This is a genomic window from Streptomyces sp. NPDC102437 (assembly GCF_044765565.1).
Lineage (GTDB): Bacteria > Actinomycetota > Actinomycetes > Streptomycetales > Streptomycetaceae > Streptomyces.
The window spans coordinates 196,180-219,346 of sequence record NZ_JBIWKI010000006.1 but is presented as its reverse complement, the minus strand read 5'-3'; the positions used below and the strand labels follow the sequence as shown (position 1 = coordinate 219,346).

Annotated in this window: 22 protein-coding genes; 12 read left to right on the top strand and 10 right to left on the bottom strand. The window is 72.3% G+C overall.

Annotated features, from left to right (window positions below; genetic code table 11):
- The first annotated feature begins 124 nt into the window (after positions 1-124).
- The 3 genes from ACIRJP_RS10725 (at position 125) to ACIRJP_RS10715 (ending at position 1,550) form a co-directional block, all read left to right on the top strand.
- Positions 125-283: an Arc family DNA-binding protein gene (locus tag ACIRJP_RS10725; RefSeq protein WP_404170939.1), complete on the top strand. Its 159-nt coding sequence runs from the start codon at positions 125-127 to the stop codon at positions 281-283.
- Positions 284-367: 84 nt separating this feature from the next.
- Positions 368-952, top strand: a complete 585-nt coding sequence (locus tag ACIRJP_RS10720; RefSeq protein WP_404170936.1) for a TetR/AcrR family transcriptional regulator — start codon at positions 368-370, stop codon at positions 950-952.
- 13 nt (positions 953-965) lie between these two features.
- Positions 966-1,550 carry a hypothetical protein gene (locus ACIRJP_RS10715; protein WP_404170933.1) on the top strand — a complete coding sequence of 195 codons (585 nt, stop codon included), beginning with the start codon at positions 966-968 and terminating at the stop codon, positions 1,548-1,550.
- Between the two features lie 38 nt (positions 1,551-1,588).
- Here ACIRJP_RS10715 and ACIRJP_RS10710 read toward each other — a convergent pair whose 3' ends face one another.
- On the bottom strand, positions 1,589-2,698 hold the full coding sequence (locus ACIRJP_RS10710) for a citrate synthase 2 (protein WP_404170930.1): 1,110 nt from the start codon (positions 2,696-2,698) through the stop codon (positions 1,589-1,591).
- A 219-nt stretch (positions 2,699-2,917) separates the two neighbouring features.
- Between ACIRJP_RS10710 and pdxH the strand changes: the two genes are divergently transcribed.
- Both pdxH and ACIRJP_RS10700 read left to right on the top strand, forming a co-directional pair.
- Positions 2,918-3,550, top strand: coding sequence for a pyridoxamine 5'-phosphate oxidase (gene pdxH, locus ACIRJP_RS10705; RefSeq protein WP_404171164.1), 633 nt, complete (start codon positions 2,918-2,920; stop codon positions 3,548-3,550).
- 361 nt (positions 3,551-3,911) lie between these two features.
- Entirely contained in the window at positions 3,912-5,267 is a 1,356-nt protein-coding gene (locus ACIRJP_RS10700) for a PAS domain-containing protein (protein WP_404170927.1), read from the top strand.
- Positions 5,268-5,338: 71 nt separating this feature from the next.
- Here the strand turns inward: ACIRJP_RS10700 and ACIRJP_RS10695 are convergent, their stop codons facing one another.
- The 4 genes from ACIRJP_RS10695 to ACIRJP_RS10680 are packed head-to-tail and all read right to left on the bottom strand — an operon-like array spanning position 5,339 to position 8,929.
- Positions 5,339-6,568 (bottom strand): ABC transporter permease, encoded by a 1,230-nt coding sequence (locus tag ACIRJP_RS10695; RefSeq protein ID WP_404170924.1) that lies wholly within the window; start codon positions 6,566-6,568, stop codon positions 5,339-5,341.
- The gene (locus tag ACIRJP_RS10690; RefSeq protein ID WP_404170921.1) at positions 6,565-7,347 is read right to left on the bottom strand and encodes an ABC transporter ATP-binding protein; all 783 of its coding nucleotides are present in this window, start codon (positions 7,345-7,347) and stop codon (positions 6,565-6,567) included. Before ACIRJP_RS10690 ends, ACIRJP_RS10695 begins: the two co-directional genes overlap by 4 nt.
- Positions 7,344-8,384: a peptidoglycan-binding protein gene (locus ACIRJP_RS10685; protein ID WP_404171161.1), complete on the bottom strand. Its 1,041-nt coding sequence runs from the start codon at positions 8,382-8,384 to the stop codon at positions 7,344-7,346. Before ACIRJP_RS10685 ends, ACIRJP_RS10690 begins: the two co-directional genes overlap by 4 nt.
- Positions 8,385-8,398: 14 nt before the next feature.
- Positions 8,399-8,929, bottom strand: a complete 531-nt coding sequence (locus tag ACIRJP_RS10680; RefSeq protein WP_404170918.1) for a hypothetical protein — start codon at positions 8,927-8,929, stop codon at positions 8,399-8,401.
- A gap of 127 nt (positions 8,930-9,056) precedes the next feature.
- Here ACIRJP_RS10680 and ACIRJP_RS10675 point away from each other — a divergent pair, with 127 nt between their 5' ends.
- Both ACIRJP_RS10675 and ACIRJP_RS10670 read left to right on the top strand, forming a co-directional pair.
- Positions 9,057-9,821, top strand: coding sequence for a response regulator transcription factor (locus tag ACIRJP_RS10675; RefSeq protein WP_404170915.1), 765 nt, complete (start codon positions 9,057-9,059; stop codon positions 9,819-9,821).
- Positions 9,818-11,002: a sensor histidine kinase gene (locus ACIRJP_RS10670; RefSeq protein WP_404170912.1), complete on the top strand. Its 1,185-nt coding sequence runs from the start codon at positions 9,818-9,820 to the stop codon at positions 11,000-11,002. Before ACIRJP_RS10675 ends, ACIRJP_RS10670 begins: the two co-directional genes overlap by 4 nt.
- 25 nt (positions 11,003-11,027) lie before the next feature.
- Here ACIRJP_RS10670 and ACIRJP_RS10665 read toward each other — a convergent pair whose 3' ends face one another.
- Positions 11,028-11,783, bottom strand: a complete 756-nt coding sequence (locus tag ACIRJP_RS10665) for an SIS domain-containing protein (RefSeq protein ID WP_404170909.1) — start codon at positions 11,781-11,783, stop codon at positions 11,028-11,030.
- Between the two features lie 214 nt (positions 11,784-11,997).
- Here ACIRJP_RS10665 and ACIRJP_RS10660 point away from each other — a divergent pair, with 214 nt between their 5' ends.
- The gene (locus ACIRJP_RS10660) at positions 11,998-12,690 is read left to right on the top strand and encodes a metal-dependent transcriptional regulator (protein ID WP_351261730.1); all 693 of its coding nucleotides are present in this window, start codon (positions 11,998-12,000) and stop codon (positions 12,688-12,690) included.
- Between the two features lie 753 nt (positions 12,691-13,443).
- Entirely contained in the window at positions 13,444-14,337 is an 894-nt protein-coding gene (locus tag ACIRJP_RS10655) for an alpha/beta hydrolase (RefSeq protein WP_356091105.1), read from the top strand.
- 170 nt (positions 14,338-14,507) lie between these two features.
- Here the strand turns inward: ACIRJP_RS10655 and ACIRJP_RS10650 are convergent, their stop codons facing one another.
- Genes ACIRJP_RS10650 through ACIRJP_RS10640 form a run of 3 tightly spaced genes read right to left on the bottom strand, consistent with a single transcriptional unit; the run spans position 14,508 to position 17,700 of the window.
- A complete protein-coding gene (locus tag ACIRJP_RS10650; protein WP_404170906.1) occupies positions 14,508-16,151 on the bottom strand; it encodes a transporter in 1,644 nt (547 codons plus the stop codon).
- Positions 16,148-16,987 carry an ABC transporter ATP-binding protein gene (locus tag ACIRJP_RS10645; RefSeq protein ID WP_404170903.1) on the bottom strand — a complete coding sequence of 280 codons (840 nt, stop codon included), beginning with the start codon at positions 16,985-16,987 and terminating at the stop codon, positions 16,148-16,150. Before ACIRJP_RS10645 ends, ACIRJP_RS10650 begins: the two co-directional genes overlap by 4 nt.
- A gap of 41 nt (positions 16,988-17,028) precedes the next feature.
- Positions 17,029-17,700: a bifunctional DNA primase/polymerase gene (locus ACIRJP_RS10640; protein WP_404170900.1), complete on the bottom strand. Its 672-nt coding sequence runs from the start codon at positions 17,698-17,700 to the stop codon at positions 17,029-17,031.
- Positions 17,701-18,053: 353 nt separating this feature from the next.
- On the opposite strand from ACIRJP_RS10640, the gene ACIRJP_RS10635 reads away from it, so the two are divergent.
- On the top strand, positions 18,054-19,436 hold the full coding sequence (locus tag ACIRJP_RS10635; RefSeq protein WP_404170897.1) for a transcriptional regulator: 1,383 nt from the start codon (positions 18,054-18,056) through the stop codon (positions 19,434-19,436).
- Between the two features lie 186 nt (positions 19,437-19,622).
- Positions 19,623-21,146, top strand: a complete 1,524-nt coding sequence (locus tag ACIRJP_RS10630) for a hypothetical protein (RefSeq protein ID WP_404170894.1) — start codon at positions 19,623-19,625, stop codon at positions 21,144-21,146.
- 105 nt (positions 21,147-21,251) lie between these two features.
- Here the strand turns inward: ACIRJP_RS10630 and ACIRJP_RS10625 are convergent, their stop codons facing one another.
- Positions 21,252-22,532 carry an ABC transporter substrate-binding protein gene (locus ACIRJP_RS10625; RefSeq protein WP_404170891.1) on the bottom strand — a complete coding sequence of 427 codons (1,281 nt, stop codon included), beginning with the start codon at positions 22,530-22,532 and terminating at the stop codon, positions 21,252-21,254.
- Between the two features lie 117 nt (positions 22,533-22,649).
- Here ACIRJP_RS10625 and ACIRJP_RS10620 point away from each other — a divergent pair, with 117 nt between their 5' ends.
- Positions 22,650-23,153: a hypothetical protein gene (locus ACIRJP_RS10620; protein WP_404170888.1), complete on the top strand. Its 504-nt coding sequence runs from the start codon at positions 22,650-22,652 to the stop codon at positions 23,151-23,153.
- Positions 23,154-23,167 lie beyond the last annotated feature (14 nt).

Here is a 23,167-nt window from a genome sequence, read left to right as displayed (position 1 = left end):
TCCGCCATCAGCGCCGCATGAGCAGTCGACGACACACGAAGCCGATACGCGTACCGGGCATGCCCGGTATCTTTGAGCGCATCTGGTGTCACCATGACACCACGGTACCACTAGAGTTCGTGACATGGATCACGAAGTGCGCGTCACGCTCAGGCTGCCCGCCGACCTCCATGCCCGGCTGGTCGAGGAGGCCAAGTCCGCCCGCAGATCCCTCAATTCCGAAATCGTGCACCGCTTGGAGAGCGGTCGTGTCGCGACTGGGATGGACAGCGAATCACCCTGACGGCGAATCACCTTTCCCTGCCCTGCTCCACAGGAGCCCTAATCCTTCCCGGCCCGAAGACCAGGGCATTCTCGGAGGTTCCCCGTGACGCCCCCCACCGACCGGACCCCCAAGCAGGACCGCAGCCGCGCCACCCGCCGCCGGCTCCTCGAAGCGGCCGTCGCCTGCCTCGCCGAGCACGGCTGGGCGGGCTCCACGGTCTCCGTCGTCGCCGAACGCGCGGGCGTCTCGCGCGGCGCCGCCCAGCACCACTTCCCCACCCGCGAGGACCTGTTCACCGCAGCCGTCGAGTACGTCGCCGAGGAACGCTCCGCCGCCCTGCGCGCCCTGCCCGTCCAGGGGCGCAGGGACGTCGTCGCCGCCCTCGTCGACCTCTACACCGGCCCGCTCTTCCGCGCCGCGCTCCAACTGTGGGTGGCCGCCTCCAACGAGGCACAACTCCGCCCCCGCGTCACCGAACTCGAAGCCCGCGTCGGCCGCGAGACCCACCGCATCGCCGTCGAACTCCTCGTCGCCGACGAGACGAAGCCCGGCGTACGCGAAACCGTCCAGGGCCTCCTCGACATGGCCCGGGGCCTGGGCCTGGCCAACGTCCTCACCGACGACACGGCCCGGCGTCAGAGGGTCGTGGCACAGTGGGCGCTGCTGCTGGACGACGTACTCGACTGACCGCGGGGGACCTGTGGGCGACTACTTCCAGACCATCGTCGACCTCGACGCCACCGAGCAGGACGCCGCACGGCTCGGCGCCGGGCTCCTTGACCGGCTGGTCGCCGACGGGATCGTCGCGGCCGAGCGCACCGACTGTGTCCTCGGCGGGGACGGCCACGGCAACCCGCCCGGACCGCACTACGCCAGGGCCGTCGACGACCCGGAACCGGTCGAGCTCTGGAGCAACGGCCTCCACATCACGACCGGAAGAACCGTCTTCGACAGCGGCCAGGGCGAGCCCCAAGCCGCCACCTGCCCGCTCTGCGCCACCGGGATTCGCCTGGTCGACGACACCTGGACCCCGGTCGACGGCGCCTGGGAACCCTTCGCGGGCCGGTTCGCGGACTGGGAGAAGGGCGGCGAAGGAGCCGTGGAATGCCCCGCCTGCCACCGGCCCTCCGGCATCGCCCGATGGAGCTGGGAGGACGACTACTACGCCTGCGGGCAGCTCGGCCTCACGTTCTGGAACTGGGCTGAGCTGACCCACGACTTCGAGCAGGAGGTGCGGCGCCACCTCGGCGGACACCGCACCGTCACCCTCCGCGGCAAGCTCTAGAAAGCCGTCCGCAAAAGCCGTCTGACCAAAACCGGCGCTCAGTTCCCCAGAGCCGCGAGCTGGTCGTACCCCTCGATCTCCCGCGGATCACGCGAGCCCGGACCCACGTAACGCGCCGAAGGACGCACCAGCCGGCCCGTCCGCTTCTGCTCCAGGATGTGCGCCGACCAGCCCGCCGTACGGGCACACGTGAACATCGACGTGAACATGTGCGCCGGAACCTCCGCGAAGTCCAGCATGATCGCCGCCCAGAACTCCACGTTCGTCGCCAGCACCCGGTCCGGGCGCCGCGCGTGCAGCTCCTCCAGCGCGGCCTTCTCCAGCGCCTGCGCCACCTCGAAGCGCGGCGCGCCCAACTCCTCGGCAGTACGCCGCAGCACCCGCGCCCGCGGGTCCTCCGCCCGGTAGACCCGGTGCCCGAAGCCCATCAGCCGCTCGCCCTTGTCCAGGGCCTTCTTCACGTACGCGGTGGCATCGCCCCTCCGCTCGATCTCCTCGATCATGCCGAGCACCCGGGACGGCGCGCCACCGTGCAGCGGACCCGACATGGCACCCACCGCACCCGACAGCGCCGCCGCCACATCGGCGCCGGTCGACGCGATGACGCGGGCGGTGAACGTCGAGGCGTTCATGCCGTGCTCGGCGGCCGACGTCCAGTACGCGTCGACGGCCTTCACGTGCTTGGGGTCCGGCTCGCCCCGCCAGCGGATCATGAACCGCTCGACCACGGAGTTCGCCTTGTCGATCTCGCTCTGCGGGACCATCGGCAGCCCCTGCCCGCGCGCCGACTGGGCGACGTACGACAGCGCCATCACGGCGGCCCGCGCCAGATCGTTGCGGGCCGTCTCCTCGTCGATGTCGAGCAGCGGCTTCAGACCCCACACGGGGGCGAGCATCGCCAGCGCGGACTGCACATCGACCCGGATGTCCCCGGAGTGCACCGGGATCGGGAAAGGCTCGGCCGGCGGCAGACCGGGGTTGAACGCCCCGTCGACCAGCAGGCCCCAGACGTTGCCGAACGACACATGGCCGACGAGATCCTCGATGTCGACGCCCCGGTAACGGAGCGCACCGCCTTCCTTGTCCGGTTCGGCGATCTCCGTCTCGAACGCGACGACTCCCTCTAGTCCCGGTACGAAGTCGGACATGGCGGCTCCCTCGGTCGACGGCTCTGCGCGGGCCACAGTGGCCTGCCTCAGATACTGGCGGGTCACCCGGGACACGGGAAGCGTGACATCCGGCACAGGACCTCGAATCGGCCCCGCTCCCGCGCCACCCTCCTTGCCGGGCCCGGCCCGCCGCTGCGGCAGGATGACCCCGTGCCCACCGCAGATTCACCCTCCGATTCCATCACCGATCCGGCCGCGATGCGCGAGCAGTACCGCTCCGAGGGCTTCACCGAGGACACGCTGGCCGCCGACCCGATGCAGCAGTTCGCCCACTGGTTCCGGCAGGTCGCCGTCGGCGGGCTGCTCCACGAGCCCAACGCCATGGTGGTCTCCACCGCCACCCCCGAGGGCCGGCCCTCCTCGCGCACCGTGCTGCTGAAGAAGTACGACGAGCGGGGCTTCGTCTTCTTCACCAACTACGAATCCCGCAAGGGCCGCGAGCTGACCGCCAACCCGTACGTCTCGCTGCTCTTCCCCTGGCACCCGATGGCCCGCCAGGTCATCGTCACCGGCCGGGCGGACCGCGTCGGCCGCGACGAGACGGCCGCCTACTTCCGCACCCGCCCGCACGGCTCCCAGCTCGGCGCCTGGGCGAGCCCCCAGTCGACGGTGATCGGCTCCCGAGAGGAGCTGCTCACCCGCTACGAGGAGCTCGCGGCCCGCTACCCCGAGGGCCAACAGGTCCCCGCGCCCCCGGACTGGGGCGGTTTCCGCGTCGTCCCCGACACGATCGAGTTCTGGCAGGGACACGAGAACCGGTTGCACGACCGGCTGCGGTACGTACGCGAGGAAGGCAGCGAGGACTGGCGCGTGGAGCGCCTGTGCCCGTAGCAGCCCAGCCCCATCTGGACATGCAGAGACCCGCAGGCTCTGGACCCTCCTTGCGGAGGAGCCGGCCGGACTTACCGGCGAGCCTGCGGGTCGGTGACTGCTTGGGATTGGCCGACGTCCGGCCTGCACTGCAAAGTGCGCGACAACGGGCGTCAGCCCGCAGCCACCTCACGAGTCCGAGAAGAAATCACTTCCGGAACACCTCCTTTCACGTGTGGCAGCAGCCTAGGAACGTCCCCGGCACCGCACAAGCGAATTAATGCGCCGGTCGATTTCCGGGAAGTCGGTGTGTGCCGGGTCACCTTCGAGTTCAATGGTCTGACGTGCGGAAATGCCGGATGCGTCCTGCGGGGGGTATGGGGTGAGTGCGTCCACAAGCAGTGGAACGGCCGACGCGCTCGGACCCGACGAGGGGCCGGGGGCGGGGCCCGGGGCCGAGTTGCTCGCGGCGTTGCTCGACGGGATGGACGCCGCGCTCTGCGCGTTCGACGCGGACGGCACGATCACCCACTGGAACCGCGAGGCCGAGCGGATCCTGGGCTGGTCCGCCCAGGAGGCCGTGGGTCGGCCCGGGTTCGCCGGGTGGGCGGTGCGGCGGGCGGACGCGGTGGAGGTGCAGGGGCGGCTGATGGCGGCGATGGATGCGCCGGGGCGTCGGGTGCATGAGTTCGCGCTGCTGCGGAAGGACGGCGGGCGGGTGCTGGTGCGGACCCAGTCGGCCGGGGTCCGGGGCGCGGACGGCAGACCGGCCGGGGTGTACTGCGCATTCAGCGAGGTGCATGCGCAGATCGATCTGGAACGGTCGATCGCGCTGAGCGAGGCGTTGTTCGAGGACGCGTCCTGGGGTGTGGTGCTGGTCGACGCGGATCTGCGGCCGACGATCGTCAACGCGCACGCGGCGCGGGCGTTGGGCGGCGGCCGTACGACGCTGCTGGGGCGCCCGCTGGGCGAGCTGATCGTGCAGGGCGTCGAGGACCTGGAGGGCGCGTTGCAGCATGTGCTCGCCGAGGGCGCACCACCGGCGCCCGCCGAGCTGTGGGTGACGCTGCGGACGGCGGAGGGGCAGCGGCGGCGGTGCTGGCGCAGCGGATTTCTGCAGCTGGCCTCGCCGCTCGCCGAGGAGCCGGTTCCGCTGGGGGTGGGCTGGCTGTTCCAGGACGTGACGGAGGAGAAGCTGGCGGCGCAGGAGGCGGCCCGGATGCGGTTCCGGTCGAACCAGCTGCACCGGGCCTCGCGGTCGGCGTCCGAGTGCGAGGACCCGATGGAGGCGGCGACGTCCTACCTGGACTACGCGCTCGCGGGCTTCGCGGACCACGCACTGGTCGATGTGGTGGCGGGGGAGCGGCTGGTGCGGGTGGCGGCGACCCCTGCCGGTGAGCCGGGGCCGTGCCTGCCGGTGGCCGGCGGTTCCATTCCGCTGCGGTACGCGGCGGGGCATCCGGCCCTCCAGGCGGTGGACCGTACGGGGTCGGTGCGGGCGAGCGCGGATGCCGGGTCCGGGGCCGCGGTGTGGGCGGCCGAGCGGCAGTGGCCGGGCGACGCCGTGCACGCGCTGTGCGCGGTGCTGCGGAGCCGGGGGCGCACGCTGGGCGTGGTGACGTTCCTGCGCTCCGCCCACCGCGCCGCCTTCGAACGCCCCGACGCGGCGTACGCGGAGAGCGTGGCGGTGCGGGTGGCGGCGGCGGTGGACCTGGCGCAGGTGACGAAGCGGCCGTAGGAGACGCGGTCCGGCCAGGGTGTGCCGGGCCCCGGCGTGGAGCCCGGCACCGACCCCGGCCGGGGCCGTCCTCACGCCGCGTGCAGCGCCAGCGTCGGTGAGAGACGGGACGCCCGCACGGCCGGGTAGAGGCCCGCGATCGTGCCGATCACCAGCGTCGCTCCGAAGCCGCCACCGACCGCCCACGGCGGCACCACCCAGGGCAGCCCGCCGGAGTACACGTACACCCCGGTCGCTGCCGCGCCGAGCGCCACGCCCGCCAGGCCGCCCAGGCCGGAGAGCATCAGCGACTCCGTGACGAACTGGACGCGGATCTGGCCCCGGGTCGCGCCGAGCGAGCGGCGCAGCCCGATCTCGTACCGTCGCTCCAGCACTGAGATGATCATGGTGTTGGCCACCCCGACGCCGCCGACGAGCAGCGCGATGCCGCCCAGGCCCAGCAGCAGGCTGCTGAACGCCCCCTCGGTCGCCGCCTTGGCCTGGAGCGCCGACGACGGGTCGGTGACCTTCACGTTCTGCGGGTTCTGCGGGTCGACCGTCGCCGCCATGACCTTGCGCACGTCCTGCACCGCCGCGTCGGCCGAGCGCTCGTACACCGACGTCGGGTGGCCCTCGAAGCCGAGCAGGCGCTTCGCACCCTCCCAGCCGACCAGTGCGGAGCGTTCGATCTCCGGGGCGAGCGGCAGCGGGGCGAGGATGCCGACCACGGTGAAGTACCGGTTGCCGATCCACACCTGCTGGCCCGGAGCGGTGATGCCGAGACGCTCCGCGGAGACATGGCCGAGCACGACGGAGGGGTAGCGTCCGGTCGCGTTGTTGAGCCAGCTGCCGCTGTGGACCTCGCCGCGCAGCACCCGCAGCAGGTCGCCGGTGGTCGCCTTGACGACGATCCCGCCCGTGTCGTCCTTGTCGATCTTCTCGTGGCGGCGTGCGGTCGTGTCGAGGTCGGCGGTCGCGCCCACCTCCTGGACGCCCTTGATGCGGCCCACCATCCCGACCGCGTCCTCGGGCAGCTTGACGTCCTGCCCGGCGAACATCGAATCGCCGGGGGAGGCCACGAGCAGGTTGGTGCCCAGCTTGTCGAGCTCCCGGAGCAGCTGGGCCTGGCTGGAGGCGGAGATGCCCACGACCGAGATCATCGTCGCGATGCCGATGGCGATGCCCAGGGCGGAGAGCACGACCCGCATCGGCCGGTTGCGTAGTCCCGCCGAGCCGACGTGCAGCACGTCCCGGGGGCCGAGCCGGGCCGCTTTGAGACGCCCCCGGCCGTCGGCGCCGCGGTCCGCGCGCCGCGCCCTCACCGGTCCGCTCCCGTCGTGGCGGGCGAGCGGCCGTTTCCGGAGATGTCGCGCACATCCGCGGACGGATCGCGCATGCCCGGGGGCTGATCGCGTGCGTCCGCGGACGGGTTGCGTACGTCCGCGACCACCTGGCCGTCCCGGATGCGCACCTCGCGCGGCAGGTCCCGGGCGATCTCGGTGTCGTGCGTGATGACCGCGATGGTGGCGCCCTCCCGGTTGAGGTCGCGCAGCAGCTTCATCACCGCTTCCCCGGACGCCGAGTCGAGCGCCCCGGTCGGTTCGTCGGCCAGCAGCAGCGCGGGTTCCCCCACGACGGCCCGCGCGATGGCGACCCGCTGTTTCTGTCCGCCGGAGAGCTGGTGCGGCTTGTGGTCGAGGCGGTCGGCGAGCCCGACCCGCTCCAGCGCGGCGGCGGCTTTGCGGCGGCGTACGGTACGGGAGAGGCCCGAGTACAGCAGGCCCTCCGCGACGTTGTCGCGGGCGCTGACGCCCGGCACCAGGTGGAACGCCTGGAAGACGAAGCCGACGTGCTGGGCACGCAGCGCGGAGAGCCTGCGGTCGGAGAGCGCCGCCACGTCGTGCCCCGCGATGTGGACGGACCCGGCGGTGGGGCGGTCCAGGGTGCCGATGATGTGCAGCAGCGTGGACTTGCCGGAGCCGGACGGGCCGACGATGCCGAGGAGTTCGCCCTCCTCGACGGTGAGGTCCACCCCGCGCAGGGCGGCGACCGGGCCCGGGTACTCCTTGGTGACGCCGCTGAGGCCGACGACCGTGCTCATACTTTCGGCACCCCGACCTTCATGCCCTCGCGCAGCCCGCCGCCGGACACCTCGACCCGGCCCTCGGCGAACATGCCGAGCTCGACCTTCACCTCGCGGACCGTGCCGTCCTGGACGACCTGGAGGCCGAAGCCGCCGCCGGGCAGCGCGAGCAGCGCGTTCACCGGGACGCTGAGGACGTTCTTGTGCAGTTCGCCGGTCAGGTTCACCGTGACCGGCGACTGGTCGAAGCCGCCGACCTGGTCCGGCTTGTCGAAGGAGACGGTCAGGGTGACCTTGGGGCTGTTGTCCTGCGGGTTCTTGCCGGGCTTCGCCGTCCGGCCGACCGAGGAGACCGACCCGGCCGCGCTGCTGCCGTCCGGCAGATCGACGGTGACCTTGGTGCCCGCCTTGGCGAGCTGGGTCTCGGCGACGTCGAGCTCGAACGTCACGATGCGCTCGGAGCCGGTCGTGGTGAGGACCGGAGCGCCGGGCTGGGCCAGTTCGCCGACGGCTGCCTCGACGCTCTTGATCCGGACCTCCGCCGGAGCGAAGGCGATGTCCTGCGGCCCCACCGTTCCGGTCCGCTCGCTGTCGTGGGACTTCTGCCAGCGCTTGACGGCGGCCGCGGTCAGCTCGGTGTACTCGTCGTCCGGGGTGAAGCCGGTGTAGCCGAGCTCCGCGAGGTTGCGCTCCAGCTGCTCCACGTCCCGGCCCCGGTCGCCGGGCTTCAGCGTCCGGTACATCGGCCCCGCGCCGTACATCAGCCACACCGCCCGGCCGTCGACCTCGTACAGCCGCTCGTTCCGCTTGACGGTCGAGCCGGTGCGCGGGGTCCAGGTCATGGTGCCTGCCGCGCCCGCGTTGATCTTGCGCTGCTTGTCGTAGCCGAGCGTTCCGTCCGCCTGGGCGCTGTCGCGCAGGTCGCGGCGCTCGACCGCGGCGGTGGCCGGGGGCAGCCCGGTGTTCCTCGGGCCGCCCGTCTCCCCGGCGGAGCCGAACTGGGTGAGAGCCAGTGACCCGGCTGCCACGGTGAGGACCGCCGCAGCGGCCACCATGACGCGTCCGCGCCTCACCGCCCGGCACTTTCGCACGCCGCGTTGGCCTTCTCGAACTTCTTCATGTCCTTCTGCTGTACGGCGGGCGCCTGCGCCATCCCGCCGTCGAACTTCGGGTCGGGCATGTCGATGCCGTTCTTGCGCATGCACCGGGCGAAGGCGAGCATCTTGTCCTTCTCGGCCTGGGTGAGCTCCTTGGGTCCGCCGCCGACCGCCTTGTCCTGGCAGGCCTTGAACGCCTTCTCCATCTCTGTCTTGCTCTTGCCGCCGTTGCCGATGGTTATTCCGCGGCTGTCCTCGCCCGGCTTCGGCTCCGCGACGTCCAGGCCGTGCTCCCGCAGACACTTGCGGTGCTCCAGGGCCTGGTCCTCGTTCGTCTTCTTGGTGCCCGAAGCGGATCCGCCGCTCTTGGTTCCGCTTCCGCTTCCGCCGCCGTCGCCCGAGCAGGCGGTGGCAGACAGGACGACGGCGGCGATCAGGCAGGCGGCGACGACGCCGCGGCTCTGCGTGCGGGAGGTGGTCCGGCGGGAAATAACCGGGTTCATGAGGACTCCTCGTCCGTTGCTGACAGGCCGGATACGTACGGCTCGAGCGTGCGCGAGGACGCGGTTTCGTTTCTCTCAGCCCGGATGCTTACACCGACGAAACATCGCTTTGGGCTAAACAGGGCGCATGCGTGTGCTGGTGGTGGAGGACGAGGAATTCCTGGCGGGGATGATCGCCGAGGGGCTGCGCCGCGACGCCGTCGCGGTGGACATCGCCCCCGACGGCCGGGCGGCGCTGGACCGGCTTCGGTTCGGCGCGTACGACGTGATGATCCTCGACCGCGATCTGCCGGGGCTGCACGGCGACGAGGTGTGCCGGCGGGTCGTCGGCATGCGCCTGCTGACCCGGATCCTGATGCTCACCGCGTCCGGGACGGTAAGGGACCGGGTGGCCGGCCTCGGGCTCGGGGCCGACGACTACCTGACCAAGCCGTTCGCGTACGACGAACTCCTCGCCCGGGTCCTGGCGCTCGGCCGCCGTGCCCGCCCCGCTCTCCCGCCGGTCCTGGAGCGGGCCGGGCTGACGCTCGACACCGCCCGCCGCCAGGTCTGCCGCGACGGCCGCTACCTCTCGCTCTCCCGCAAGGAGTTCGCCGTGCTGGAGGCCCTGCTGCGGGCCGAGGGCGCGGTCGTCAGCGGCGACGACCTGATCGAGGAGGTGTGGGAGGGGGACACCAGCTACCGCACCAACGCGGTCCGGGTCACCCTGTCCAAGCTCCGCGCCAAACTGGGCGCGCCCCCGGTGATCGAGACGGTCCCGGGGGCCGGCTACCGCATCGGGGACGGCCTCGCGGACAGGCCGGGGCACCACGGCCCCGCGGCCGGACCGGTGAGCGGGTCGGCGGACCAGCCGGACGACGGCCCCGCGGACCGGCCGGGGGAGCGCCGGTGAGGAGCGAGCGCGCCCGGCTCACCGCGCTGTACGGCGGACTGCTGGTGCTGGCCGGCGCCCTGCTGATGGGGCTGGTCTACCTGCTGGTCAGCGAGCGCCTCTATGCCAGTGTGCTGACAGCGGTGGCCCCGGCGGTCCCCGACGGGGCCACCGCCTCCGCCGTCCGGTCGGGCGTGGCCGCCATGCCCGAGCCGTCGTCGTCGGACTGGGCGCAGACCGTGGTCATGGAACCCGGGCAGTACGCGGTGGCGAAGAGGGTCACCACCGCGGCCGGGGACGCCGCGCTCAACCAGCTGCTGACGGTTTCCGGGGCCTCCCTCGCCGTCTACTCGGCGCTCTCCGTCGTGCTCGCCTGGTGGATGGCGGGCCGGGTGCTGCGGCCGGTCGGCGTCATCACCGCCCGCGCCCGCCGGCTCTCCGGCAGCAACCTGCACGAACGCCTCGCGCTGAAGGCCCCGCCCGGCGAGCTCAAGGAACTGGCCGACACCTTCGACGGGATGCTCGACCGGATCGAGGAGCTGGTCGCCGCCCGCCAGCGGTTCGCCGCCAACGCCGCCCACGAGCTGCGCACCCCGCTCGCCGTGCAGCGGGCCGCAGCCGAGATCGGCCTCGCCGACGACCCGCCGCCCGAGAAGGTCGCCTGGATCCGGGACAAACTCATCGACACCGCCGCCGACAGCGAGCAGCTCATCGAGGGACTGCTGCTCCTCGCGGTCTGTGACGAGGGCCTGCGGCGGCGCGAACGGGTCGAACTGGACGCGATCGCGGCCACGGTGACCGAGGCGCTGGAGCCGGAGGCGAAGAACCGTTCCATCACCGTCGAGGCTCAGGCCCGGCCACTGCCGGCCGAGGGCGACCCGGTCCTGCTGGGCCATCTCGTGCACAACCTGGTCGCCAACGCGCTGCGCCACAACCATCCCGGCGGGACGGTACGGATCCGGGTGGGATCGGGCGGTCTGGAGGTCGCCAACACCGGGCCGGTGGTGGAAGCGGCGACCGTGCCGCTGCTGTTCGAGCCGTTCCGCCGGGCGCAGGCCCGCCGCCACGCTCCCGGCGAGGGAGCCGGCCTGGGGCTCTCCATCGTGGCGTCGATCGCGAGGGCGCACGGCGGCGAGGCGAGTGCGACGGCGAACCCGGGCGGCGGCCTGACGGTCCGGGTCGTGCTGCCGACGTGCCCGTAGCGGGGCGGCCCGCGGCCCGGCGCGATCAGCGGCGATAGAAGATCCGGTCCCGGTACTCCGTCATCACGCGGCCGTTCCATTCATGGCCGCCGTCGACGTTCCCCGAGCGCAGCAGGGGCGGCTCGATGCCCCGGGCCACCAGCTGCTCCGCCGCGGCGGCCATCATGGCCTGCATCAGCGCGCTGGTGACGACCGTCGACGCGGGGGCGAACGGTGCCTCGATGCCCTCGAGCCTCAGCTCCGCGTCGCCGATGGCGATCTTGCTGTCGAGCACGATGTCGCAGTGGTCCCGCAGGAAGCCGCCCGAGCTGTGCCGGGAGCGGGTGCCGTCCGCGTACGCCACCGATGTCACGCCGATGACCTTCAGGCCGAGCGCCCGTGCGTTCAGCGCTATCTCCACCGGGAGGGCGTTGCGTCCGGAGAGCGAGATGATCACGAGGATGTCGCCGGCCGCGGCGGGGCTGGAGTCCAGCACGGCGCCCGCCAGTCCGTCGACCCGCTCCAGCGCGGAGCCGAGTGTCGCGGGCATGACGTCGACGCCGACCGTCCCCGGTACGGCCATCAGGTTCATCAGGGCGAGGCCGCCCGCCCGGTAGACGACGTCCTGCGCGGCGAGCGAGGAGTGTCCGGCGCCGAAGGCGAAGAGCCTGCCGCCCGCCTCGACGGTGTCGGCGATCGCGGCACCGGCGGCCGCGACGTTGCCGGACTCCTCGTCGCGTACCCGCTCCAGCAGACCGATCGCTGCGTCGAAGAACTGACCGGCCAGCTTGCTGTCGCTCATCGAGGAGCCCTTTCCGGCGGGGGAAGTGTTCACGGGTGTCCGTGCCGCGATCACGTTGCGGTCTGGACCAGTGACATGTCAATACCGCCTGCCCGGCTCCGCCGCACGGTGTTCGACCGGCCCGGCACGGTTGTCGGCGGTATGCGTCAGAATTGAAGGAGGGCCAGCGCGCAGCGCTTACGACGTTTTCCTGTCACAGCATCGAGGGGCACGAATGTCCGGACTGATCGACACCACGGAGATGTATCTCCGCACCATCCTCGAACTCGAAGAGGAAGGCGTGGTCCCCATGCGCGCCCGGATCGCGGAACGGCTGGACCAGAGCGGTCCGACGGTAAGCCAGACGGTGGCACGGATGGAGCGTGACGGCTTGGTGCAGGTCGCGGGCGACCGGCACCTGGAGCTGACCGACGAGGGGCGCCGCCTGGCGACGCGCGTGATGCGCAAGCACCGGCTCGCCGAGTGCCTGCTCGTCGATGTGATCGGCCTGGAGTGGGAGCAGGTCCACGCCGAGGCGTGCCGCTGGGAGCATGTGATGAGCGAGGCGGTGGAGCGGCGGGTGCTGGAGCTGCTGCGCCACCCGACGGAGTCGCCGTACGGGAATCCGATCCCGGGCCTGGAGGAGCTGGGCGAGAAGGCCGAGGCCGACCCGTTCCTCGACGAGGGCATGGTGAGCCTGTCGGAGCTCGACCCGGGGGCGGACGGCAAGACGGTGGTCGTGCGCCGGATCGGTGAGCCGATCCAGACGGACGCCCAGCTGATGTACACGCTGCGGCGCGCGGGTGTGCAGCCCGGTTCCGTGGTCAGCGTGACCCAGTCGCCCGGCGGCGTGCTGGTCGGCAGCAGCGGTGAGGCGGCGGAGCTGGACACCGAGGTCGCCTCGCACGTGTTCGTGGCCAAGCGCTGAGAGTCTCCCTGGGGGGAACCACTGCCGTCCGGCGCCGCTGAGGGGGCGTCGGCCGGTGGGACGCGGTCGAGCGGACACCCGGCGGCCGAATACGCGCTGTCGGGGCGCTGCTCGGCCGGATTTCGCGGCCGGGGAGCCGCCGGAGCGTTGAGGCGGCTCGTCCGCCGCTTGTTTCCGTCCGGAATGGCAGCGCCCGGACGGATCCCGTGCCAGGCTGTGGCTGAGGCATACCTGAGAGTGTCGGCCACCTGGCCGCGCGGTCGGGGAGGGAGCAGGTGCATGCGCCCGTCGTACTGGCAGGTCCGGCAGGTCCGGCATGCGTACCGGAGGGTGGTGGCCGGGGTTCCGGCCGCCCGTGAATCGTGCGCCGGGGCCCATGAACCGCACACCGCCGCTCCCGGAACCGGAACCGTCGACGGCGACTGCCGACGCGTATCGCCGCCGGCGGCTTTCCCGGAACCAGAGGGCCCCGGCGCCTCGCGGCGCCGGGGCCTGTCCTCCCCTGCTTCGACCTGGAGCCCCGAGCTCTCGAGGTCGATCCCCACGGGCCCTCATCCCCGAGTGGCCCGCCTCCCGGAGAAGGTCTCCCCTCCGCCACCGCGGTCAATCCTTGGAACCGGTCACTCGAACGAGGGGTGTTGGGTGGCAGAAGCCAGTTTTCGAATACAAGTTCGATAGTCTGGCGACGCGGCCAGGCGGCGATCGAGCAGTGATCAAGCGGTGATCGAGGACCAGAAGGGGGTGCCAGGACATATGGTGCGGCGCATCGATGTGACCGGGACCGACGGCGTACGCCTCGCGGCCTGGGAGTTCGCCGACCCGCCCAAGGGGCGCACGGAGGGCGAGCGCGCCCCCGGGGTCTTATTGCTCCACGGCCTGATGGGCCGGGCCGCGCACTGGGCCTCGACCGCCCGCTGGCTCACGGAGCGGCACCGGGCGGTCGGCCTCGACCAGCGCGGGCACGGCCGCAGCGACAAGCCGGCCGAAGGCCCGTACACCCGTGATGCGTACGTCGCCGACGTCGAGGCCGCGATCGAACAGCTCGGCCTCGCCCCCGTCACCCTGGTCGGGCATTCGATGGGGGCGCTCACGGCCTGGCAGCTCGCCGCCAAGCGCCCCGATCTCGTCCGGGCCCTGATCATCTGCGACATGCGGGCCTCCGCGCTGGGCGCGGCCTCGCAGCGCGAGTGGGAGGACTGGTTCAAGTCCTGGCCGGTGCCGTTCGCGACGCTCTCCGACGTACGGAAGTGGTTCGGCGAGGACGACCCCTGGGTGGAGCGGCCCAACCCGGCCCGCGGCGAGTTCTTCGCCGAGGTGATGGCCGAGCGGGCCGACGGCTGGCGCCCCGTCTTCTCCCGCCACCAGATGCTCCGGTCCCGCGCGACCTGGGTGTTCGACGCGCACTGGGAGGAACTGGCGCAGGTTCGCTGCCCGACCCTGGTGCTCCGAGGGCTCGACGGCGAGCTGGGCCGGGCGGAGGCCCAGGAGATGGTCCGCGTACTGCCGCGCGGGCAGTACGCGGAAGTGGCCGACGCCGGCCATCTCGTCCACTACGACCAGCCCGAGGGCTGGCGCGCGGCGGTCGAACCCTTCCTGGAGCAATTCGCCGAGGACCCCCAGGAGGAGCGCGAGCCCGTCTCGCCGTGACGGGGTGGCGGGACGGGCCGTCATGGCGGAATGAGGCGGGGGACCGCCGTGACGGGAGCGGCGCGGCCGCCGCCCGGGGGCCGGGCGGCGGCCGGGGGCCGGGCGGCGGCCGCCCTCGGCCCTCGCCCGCCTCGGCCCTCGCCCGCCTCGGCCCTCGCCCGCCTCGGCCCTCAGCCCTTGCTGACCGCCGCCAGGATCTCCGGGAGCCGGTCCGCCGTGCGCGGGGCGGCGGCCCGCAGCCCCGCCCAGGCGATCAGCGCCCCGTATACGGCCCCCACCGGCAGCAGCAGCCACAGCCACTGCTCGTGGTCCGCGACGTGCAGCCAGATCGTCACCGCGATCAGCGGTGCGCAGAGCAGCCCCGCCGAGACCATGCCGCCGAAGATCGAGATCCAGGCGAGCCCGGCCTGTCCCGGCGCCACGTTCTTGAACGCCCCGTCCTGCGGGATCGAGTACGGGAAGTTCGCCGAGGCCACCGCGCCCGTCGCCAGCATCCCGCCCAGCAGGGCGAGCGACAGCCCCATGACCTCCGGCAGCGCGGCCCAGTCGTCGAGCATCGCGGCGGTCACCACCGACACCACGATCGTGTAGGGCAGCGTGATCAGCAGCAACGCCAGTGCCCGCGCCCGCAGTTCCAGGTAGGCGTCCCGGGTCGAGGAGATCGTCAGCGCCACCATCCAGAACGCGGAGGTGTCCTGCCCGAACTGGTTGTACATCTGGATGCCGAGCATCCAGGCGGCGAAGCAGGCGAAGTAGACCGAGCCGGTGCCCTGGAGCGCGTTGAGGACCGGTACGATCAGCCCGATCGCCAGCGCCGTGGTCCAGGCGGCCTTGGTCTTCGGATCGCGTGCGATGTACCGCAGACTGCGCTCCATCACCGTCCCGGTGCGCCCCTGGGGCAGCAGCGCGGCGAGCCCGGAGCCGCTCTTGCCGGCCTTCTCGCGGCCCGGACCGGCGGCGGCCAGGGTCGAACCGTCCGGGGCAGTCATCAGCTTCACCAGACTCCGCTGCCACAGCCACAGCAGCGCGGCCAGCGCCGCGGCGGAGAGCAGCAGCTGCACGGACGCCTGCCCGTACGAGCCCCGCGCCGCCGAGTCCACCGCCCCGATCGCCGAGGCGGGCGGCAGCCAGCGCACCACGTCCGCGACCGGGTCGAGCGCGGACAGCCCGCCGGCCCGGCCGAGCCGCTGCGCACCGAAGTTGACGACCTGGAAGCCCACCGCGATCACCAGACCGCTGAGCACCGCGAGATCGCGGCCCTTGCGCGATGTCAGCAGCCGGGTGTTGGCCGTGGCCACGGCCCGCGCCAGCGCCACGCACACCAGCAGCGCGAGCGGTGCGGCCACCACGGCGAACACCGCGCCGGCCGCCCCCCGCGCCACCGCGAACACCGACCCGGCCGCCAGGCAGAGCGTGAACAGCGGACCGATCCCGACCAGTGAGGACACCAGCAGCGCCGAGACCAGCGGGCGCGGCCGCAGCGGCAGCATCACCAGCCGGCTCGGGTCGAGGGTCTCGTCACCGCTGGGGAAGAACAGCGGCATCACGGCCCAGCCGACCGCCGCCACCCCCGCCAGCAGCACGACGAGGGACGCGGCATGAGCGTGCCCGTGCAGCGCGGTCAGCCCGAGCAGCAGGCCCGCGGCGCACAGCAGGGTGACGACGACGGAGGTGATGTACGCGGCCCGCCGGCCGGCCGACTGCCGCAGCCCGTTGCGCAGCAGGGTCAGCTTCAGCCGCACGAAGACGGGGACGAGGTTCTCGCCCGCGGGCCGGCCGGCGGCGGCGCCCACGGGGGCGTCGAGCACGCTCATCGCTTGCCGTCCAGCCAGTCGAGGGAGCCGTCGGTGGCGCGGGAGCCGGCGCCGACGAGTTCGAGGAAGGCGTTCTGCAGCGAGGGCGCGTCGCCGCGCACCTGGGCCAGGGTGCCCTGGGCCCGGATCGTGCCGGCCGCCATGACGGCCACCCAGTCGCAGAGCGACTCGACGAGCTCCATCACATGGCTGGAGAAGACGACGGTCGCCCCCGAGCGGGTGTACCGCTCCAGGACCTCGCGGATGGTCTGCGCCGAGACCGGGTCGACGCCCTCGAACGGCTCGTCCAGGAACAGCACTTCGGGGTTGTGCAGCAGCGCGACCGCGAGCCCGATCTTCTTCCGCATGCCGGTCGAGTAGTCGACGACCAGTTTGTGCTGGGCGCCCGCCAGGTCGAGCACATCGAGGAGCTGGGTGGCCCGTTTGTCGACCTCGGCGCCCGGCAGCCCGCGCAAGCGGCCGGTGTACGCGAGGAGTTCGCGCCCCGAGAGCCGCTCGAAGAGCCGCAGCCCTTCCGGGAGCACGCCGATCCTGGACTTCACCTCGACCGGGTCGTGCCACACGTCGTGGCCGGCGACCTCGACCTTGCCCTGGTCGGGGCGGAGCAGCCCGGTGACCATCGACAGCGTGGTGGTCTTGCCCGCGCCGTTGGGACCGACCAGGCCGATGAACCTGCCCGCGGGCAGCTCCAGATCGATCCCGGCGACCGCGGTCTGTTGCCCGAACCGCTTCCACAGCCCCTGTACGCGAACGGCGGGCGTCGCCTCACCGGCTCCGCCCGCCTCTTCCGCCCCGTCCGCCCGTACCGTTCTGTCGGTCTCTGCGCGGTCACGCATGATGCCTCTGCCTTTCGGTGGCCCCGTGTTCCGGGACCAGCCTACGAAAGGGCGTCCCTGGAGAGGCGGGCCCGCGCGTCGGCGGCTTCCCTGGCGCAGGCGTAGGCGAGCGGGCTGATGAGCTCCTCCGCGTCCGGCAGCCAGCGGTTGGCGGGGGTGGGGCGGCGGGCCCACTGCACCGCTCCGCGGGCGCCGACCCGGGTCGGCGGACCTGTGACGTAGTGGCCCTCGCCGCGGCCGGCCAGATCGATGGTGGCGGCCCGCCAGCCCGACTTCCGTACCAGATCGTCCGACTTGGCCGCCGCGCCCGGCAGCACGAAGAAGAACATCCGCCGGTCGGGGCTGCAGATGACGGGGCCCAGCGGCAGGCCCATCCGTTCCATCCGCGCCAGCGCCAGGAAGCCGGCGGACTCCGGTACGTCGATCGCGTCGAAGCTGCGGCCGGTGGGAAGCAGGATCGACGCCTTCGGGTGCCTGGACCACATCCGGCGGGCGGCGGCCCCGCTCCCGGTCGCCTGGCCCGCCCAGTCGGGGCCGGTGGGGTGGGCGCCGGGGGCGTCGCAGCCGGTGTCGCCGCAGGAGCACTGCTCGGTCCCCTCCGCCGCCTCCAGCCAGGTGCCGGGGCACACGTCCCAGTGCCGCTCCTCCGTGTACCGCACCGCCGCGTCGAGCAGTTGCTCGCTCCGCTGTTGGGGGACCTTCGCGGCTTCCATGACTCCGACGGGCTCTTCGACTGCGATGGGCTCTTCCACGCACAGCACAACTACGGCCAACACCCGGGGTTACGGGCGTGGCGGCTGCGGTCACGGTGTATCGATCCGGCACACGGGGCGCATGGATGCATGGGCGGGGGCGCGCGTGAGGCGGTGTCGGCCAGGGCGGGTAGCCACATACGGGCAACCGCCGGATAGTCGTCGTGCGGGTCCGGAACGGTCGGCCTCTGTCATATGCCGACATGAATGGCAAGGAACACGACGCACGTGACGAACACGATGAATCTGTGCATTTTCCGCGTATTCGCCGGGCAGTGATCGGCTCAATGATCACTGCGGCCTCAGGGGGAAACATGGCAGCCAGGCCTCTCGTCGCCCGCCAGCCGAACGAACGGCTCCAGGCGCTCATTCAGGAAGCCGGATGCTCCAACGCCGGCCTCGCCCGCCGCGTCAACATGGTCGGCGCGGAACGCGGGCTCGACCTGCGCTACGACAAGACGTCCGTGGCCCGTTGGCTGCGCGGCCAGCAGCCACGCGGCAGGGCACCGGGAATCATCGCCGAGGCCCTCGGCCGCAAACTCGGCCGTACGGTCACGATCGACGAGATCGGCATGGCCAACGGCAAGAACCTGGCGTCCGGCGTCGGCCTCCAGTTCGCCCCGACCGTGATCGGCGCGATCGAGCAGGTCTGCGAGCTGTGGCGCAGCGATGTCGGCCGCCGCGACTTCCTGTCCGGTTCGGCGGTCGCCTCGTCCGCGCTCGTCGAACCCAGCCGTGACTGGCTGATCACCGGCGCCGACCCGCAGGTGGCACGGGCCGCCGGCGCCCGGGTCGGGATCTCGGACGTGGAGGCGGTGCGGGCGATGACGACCGCGCTGGTCGATCTCGACCACCGGTTCGGCAGCGGACATGTGCGGCCGGTCCTGGTGCACTACCTGAACAGCGCGGTCTCCGGGCTGCTCTCCGGGGCGTACCGCGAATCGGTCGGCCGACAGCTGTTCGCGGCGGTCGCCCGCCTCACCGAACTCGCCGGGTACATGGCGGTCGACACCGGTCAGCCGGGGCTCGCCCAGCGCTACTACATCCAGGCGCTGCGCCTGGCCCAGGCGGCGGGCGACCGGGCGTACGGCGGTTATGTGCTGGCCGCCTCGATGAGCCATCTCGCCGCGCAGCTCGGCAACCCCCGGGAGATCGCCCAGCTGGCGCGGGCCGCGCAGGAGGGCGCGCGCGGGCGCGTCACCCCGAGGGCGGAGGCGATGTTCTACGCCGCGGAGGCGCGCGGTCACGCCCTGCTCGGCGACGCCCGCACCTGCCAGGCGGTGACGGGCCGGGCACTGGCCGCCATGGAGCGGGCCGAGCCGGGCACGGGCGACGACCCCGACTGGATCGCCCATTTCGACCGCGCCTATCTCGCGGACGAGCTGGCGCACTGCCACCGCGACCTCGGCCAGGCGGAGGCCGCGGCGCGCCGCGCGAAGGAGTCCCTGGCCGGCCACCCGGAGTCCCGGACCCGCCGCCGGGGCATCGGCCTGGTGCTGCTGGCCACGGCCCAGGTCCAGATGCGCGAGGTGGAGCAGGCCTGCCACACCGGCACGCGGGCGATGGAGCTGCTGGGGTCGGTGCGCTCCAGCCGGGGAGCGGAGTACCTGGAGGATCTGCAGCAGCGGCTGATCCCGTACGGGGACGAGTCGGCGGTGCGCGAATTCGGTGCCCGCCTGGAGCTCCAGGCGGCCTGACCGGGGCCGGCGACCGGGGCCCGGCCGGGTGGACGTGTCCGGTGCCCCTTAACTGCGCCTTGAGAGCGCTGAGCGTTACAGCGCTTGTGAAAGGCTGGTGAGTGACAACACACGCTTGGCGAACGGCGGCAACCACCCGATAGCGTGAGCCGACGATTCCGTAGAGGTTTACACGTAGGAGTCCCGGTGACGCAGAGCGGACAGGGTGACGAGCAGCAGCTCCCTGCTGTACGGCCCACGCACGAGGGTGTCGTGCTGCCCGCAGGTGGCGGCGAGCCCTGGATACCAGGGGGGCCCGCGGATCAGGCCGCCCCGGCGGGTGGCCAGCCGTGGGGGCAGCCCTGGGGGCCGCAGGCGGCGCACCAGGACCCCTCGCAGCAGCACCACCAGCCCCAGGGGCAGGGGTCGTACGGGCAGGGGCAGTACGGTCAGGTGCAGCCGGGGCAGGGGTACGGACAGCCGTCCGCCCCGCAGCACCCCCAGATGCCGCAGCCCATGCCACAGCACATGCAACAGCCGCCGCACCAGCCCCAGCCGATGCGGCAGCAGATGCAACAGCCGCCGCACCAGGGGCAGCAGCCGCAGCAGATGCAGCAACAGCCCCAGCCGCCGCAGTCGTTCGCGCAGCCGCTGCCGCCCGAGGCCGTGCCCGGGATGAGCATGGGCGGGGACGCGGAGGCCACGCAGTACATCGCGCCCGTGCCGGGCGGGCTGCCGCCGGAGAACCCCGCGGAGTCGACGACGTTCCTCGGCCACGGGGGGCCGCAGCAGCAGGCGTACCAGCAGCAGTCCGGCAACGGCGGTGACGCCGAGGCGCCCCAGTACATCCCGCCGGTCCCCGGCGGGACCCCTTACGGCATCAGGCCCGGAGCCCCGGGCGACCGGCAGCCGCCCGCCGAGTTCGACAACCTGTTCCGCAGCGACGAACCGGCGGGCGCCACCCAGCAGATGCCCCAGCTCGACCCCCGGCAGCAGCATCAGGGCGCCCCGCCGCAGTACCAGGGCGCCCCGCAGACGCAGCACTCCGCGCAGGCCCCGTACCAGCCGGTGGGCGAGGAGCCGCAGCAGCCGCGCAAGAGGCGGGCCCACGTCACGCTCATCGCGGCGGTCGTGGTCGGCTGTGCCGTCGTCGGGCTCGGCGCGGGTGCGCTGCTGAGCGGCGGCGACGACGAGAAGGGCAAGGACGACAAGCAGGCGGTCGCCGCGGCGAGTTCACCCGCCGGGGAGCCCTCCACGCAGGCCGCCGCCGATCCGGCGAAGCCGCAGGCCGAGGCGCTCGACAAGCTCCTCGCGGACAGCAACAACAGCCGTGCCGCGGTCATCGGGGCCGTCGAGAAGACCAAGAGCTGCACGGATCTGGACCAGGCCGTGACCGATCTGAAGGGCGCCGCCCAGCAGCGCCGCGATCTGGTGACCCGGCTGGAAGCGCTGTCCGTCGACAAGCTGCCGGACCACGCCCGGCTGAGCACCTCCCTCACCAAGGCGTGGCGGGCCTCCGCCGCCGCCGACGAGCACTACGCCGCCTGGGCCGAGCAGGCCAAGAACGGCAAGAAGGTGTGCAAGCACGGAAGGGCGCGTACGACCTCCGAGACGCAGGCGGCCACCCAGCAGAGCGCAGAGGCGAGCAAGCAGAAGCAGCAGGCGTCCGGGATGTGGAACTCGATCGCGGCGAAGTACGGGCTGACCCGACGGGCGGCCACGCAGCTCTGACGGCACTTCCCGACGGCGCCCGTCCCGCGCATCCATGAGGGTGCCGCGAATCGGGACGGGTGCCGTGAACCCGGGCGTGTGGTGAATCCGGTCGGGAGGTGCGGGTCAGTGTGTCGCGCTGGCGTCCGACAAGGTCTTCGAGACGTCCATGAAGCCCTTCCGGTCCGCGACGAGCCGGCCGTTCCGCACCACCTGATACGTCACCCTGGTGTTGACGATCCGGGGGTACGAGGACGAGCCGAGCACGTCCGTGAAGCCCCAGCGCAGCACCGGGGTGAGCCCGCCGGTCTCGGCCGCCGTGCCCTTGTTGAGGGCGGAGGTGAGCTTCCAGGGGGTGATCTCCGGGGAGTCGATCGACTTCACGAGCTCCTTCAGCACGGTGTACGCGATCCAGGTGGTCTGCACGCCCGTGTCGTCCGGGTCGATCCGGTTGTCGCCGAAGGCGTGCTCGCGGATCACTTCGCGCATCGGGTCCCAGCGGGCGTCGCCCGCGTCCGGGTACCAGCCGGTGATGTACGCCCCCTCGAACGGGCTGTTCCGGCCGCCGGTGCTGTCGATCAGCGGCTGGTCGACGCTGCCCAGTACGGAGGAGATGCGGACGCTCCCGTACGACGGTTCGAGCCGCCGGAACGAGTCGAAGAAGGTCTCCGTGCGCTTCCCGAGCACGGCCGTCACGCAGCCGTGGGACGCCCCCGCCGCCCGGAGCGCGGGCGCGGCGGCCTCGTCGTACGAAGTGGCCGACTCCGGGGCCCGGATGTCGACGGGCGCGGGCCGGCCTGCCTCGGTGAGGCCGGTCCTGAGCAGCCAGGCCTGGCCGTCGCCGCTCAGGGTGTCGGGCCGGACCACGGACACCCGCTCGCAACTCCGGGCCAGCTGGCGGGCGTTGCCCGCGAGCAGGGCGGCCTGACCGCCGTTGACCGGAAAGGAGTTGTAGCTGCTGAACTCCTCGTCGGAAGCGCCGTAACCGCCGATGTAGGGGATTCCGGCGGCCTCCAGCGGCGACATGAACGCCGTCCCGTGCCGGCTGTACGAGCCGACGACCGCCACCGCCTTCTCCTTGACGGCCAGCCGGGCGCAGTTCGCCGCCCCGATCGAGGTGTCCTGCTCGTCGCAGGTGACGACGCGCAGCTTGTGACCGTCCAGCCCGCCGTCGGCGTTGGCCCAGCGGGCATAGGTGCGGGCCATGGCGGTCATGCCCGCCATGTTCACCGTGTCCGGCCCCGCGACCCCGCCGGGGGCCCAGGTCAGTACGGTGACGGGCTCCCTGGAGCCCCCCGTGGCCCCAGGGAGTACGCCGCAACCGGTCATCAGCAACGCCCCGGCTGCCGCCGTACTTGTGAGGAGCTTGTAGGGGCGGGAGGAGGTGGGGCGTCGCCATCCGGTCATGGGCATGAACATTTCCGGCCGCGGGGTAACGCCGCAGTGTGCTCCGTTCAACGCTCGGTGACATCCGGGTGAATTGCGGGGGGCGATGCGGGCGGCGGGAAAGGGAACGTACGATCGATGACCGTGCAGCAAGGTTCGGAGAACTCTTCCCGTCGCGGCCGTCGCTCCTCCACCATGGGCGGCATGCCGCTGAATGACATGCCTTGGTGGCGCTGGCGCAGCAACGTGCGCTCGGCGCTGCACATGCTCTCCGACCCCGTCTTCCACCACGAGTGCTGGCTGACCGGCCTGGAGGGGTACGGCGACGTCACCGACGCCGTGTACCGCCTGGTCGAGGACACCTGGCTGGACAACTGGTCCGCCGAGAAGTACATCGGAACGATCTTCCGCGACACCGACGAGGCCGCTCTCGTCGACGTCGCCGTGCTCCAGGTGCTGCGCATCATGCACCAGGTCGGCGCCGACGCCCCCGTCTCGGCGTATCTGGAGCACCACGGCTGGCAGGACGCCGTACGGGCCGCCCGCGAGGCCCATGTGCTGCTCGCGGGCAACGACGGCGAGGACCCCGACACGCCGCCGCGCTCCCTCGACGTACTCCGCATCATGACCAGGTCGGCCTGATTCCGGGCCGGTGT

Bases quoted from the DNA above. Each gene is read 5' to 3' on its own strand.
- ACIRJP_RS10725 (WP_404170939.1), top strand. From the start codon at position 125: ATGGATCACGAAGTGCGCGTCACGCTCAGGCTGCCCGCCGACCTCCAT.
- ACIRJP_RS10710 (WP_404170930.1), bottom strand. From the start codon at position 2,698: ATGTCCGACTTCGTACCGGGACTAGAGGGAGTCGTCGCGTTCGAGACG.
- pdxH (WP_404171164.1), top strand. From the start codon at position 2,918: ATGCGCGAGCAGTACCGCTCCGAGGGCTTCACCGAGGACACGCTGGCC.
- ACIRJP_RS10690 (WP_404170921.1), bottom strand. From the start codon at position 7,347: ATGAGCACGGTCGTCGGCCTCAGCGGCGTCACCAAGGAGTACCCGGGC.
- ACIRJP_RS10685 (WP_404171161.1), bottom strand. From the start codon at position 8,384: ATGGTGGCCGCTGCGGCGGTCCTCACCGTGGCAGCCGGGTCACTGGCT.
- ACIRJP_RS10680 (WP_404170918.1), bottom strand. From the start codon at position 8,929: ATGAACCCGGTTATTTCCCGCCGGACCACCTCCCGCACGCAGAGCCGC.
- ACIRJP_RS10675 (WP_404170915.1), top strand. From the start codon at position 9,057: ATGCGTGTGCTGGTGGTGGAGGACGAGGAATTCCTGGCGGGGATGATC.
- ACIRJP_RS10665 (WP_404170909.1), bottom strand. From the start codon at position 11,783: ATGAGCGACAGCAAGCTGGCCGGTCAGTTCTTCGACGCAGCGATCGGT.
- ACIRJP_RS10660 (WP_351261730.1), top strand. From the start codon at position 11,998: ATGTCCGGACTGATCGACACCACGGAGATGTATCTCCGCACCATCCTC.
- ACIRJP_RS10655 (WP_356091105.1), top strand. From the start codon at position 13,444: ATGGTGCGGCGCATCGATGTGACCGGGACCGACGGCGTACGCCTCGCG.
- ACIRJP_RS10650 (WP_404170906.1), bottom strand. From the start codon at position 16,151: ATGAGCGTGCTCGACGCCCCCGTGGGCGCCGCCGCCGGCCGGCCCGCG.
- ACIRJP_RS10645 (WP_404170903.1), bottom strand. From the start codon at position 16,987: ATGCGTGACCGCGCAGAGACCGACAGAACGGTACGGGCGGACGGGGCG.
- ACIRJP_RS10640 (WP_404170900.1), bottom strand. From the start codon at position 17,700: ATGGAAGCCGCGAAGGTCCCCCAACAGCGGAGCGAGCAACTGCTCGAC.
- ACIRJP_RS10635 (WP_404170897.1), top strand. From the start codon at position 18,054: ATGGCAGCCAGGCCTCTCGTCGCCCGCCAGCCGAACGAACGGCTCCAG.
- ACIRJP_RS10625 (WP_404170891.1), bottom strand. From the start codon at position 22,532: ATGACCGGATGGCGACGCCCCACCTCCTCCCGCCCCTACAAGCTCCTC.
- ACIRJP_RS10620 (WP_404170888.1), top strand. From the start codon at position 22,650: ATGACCGTGCAGCAAGGTTCGGAGAACTCTTCCCGTCGCGGCCGTCGC.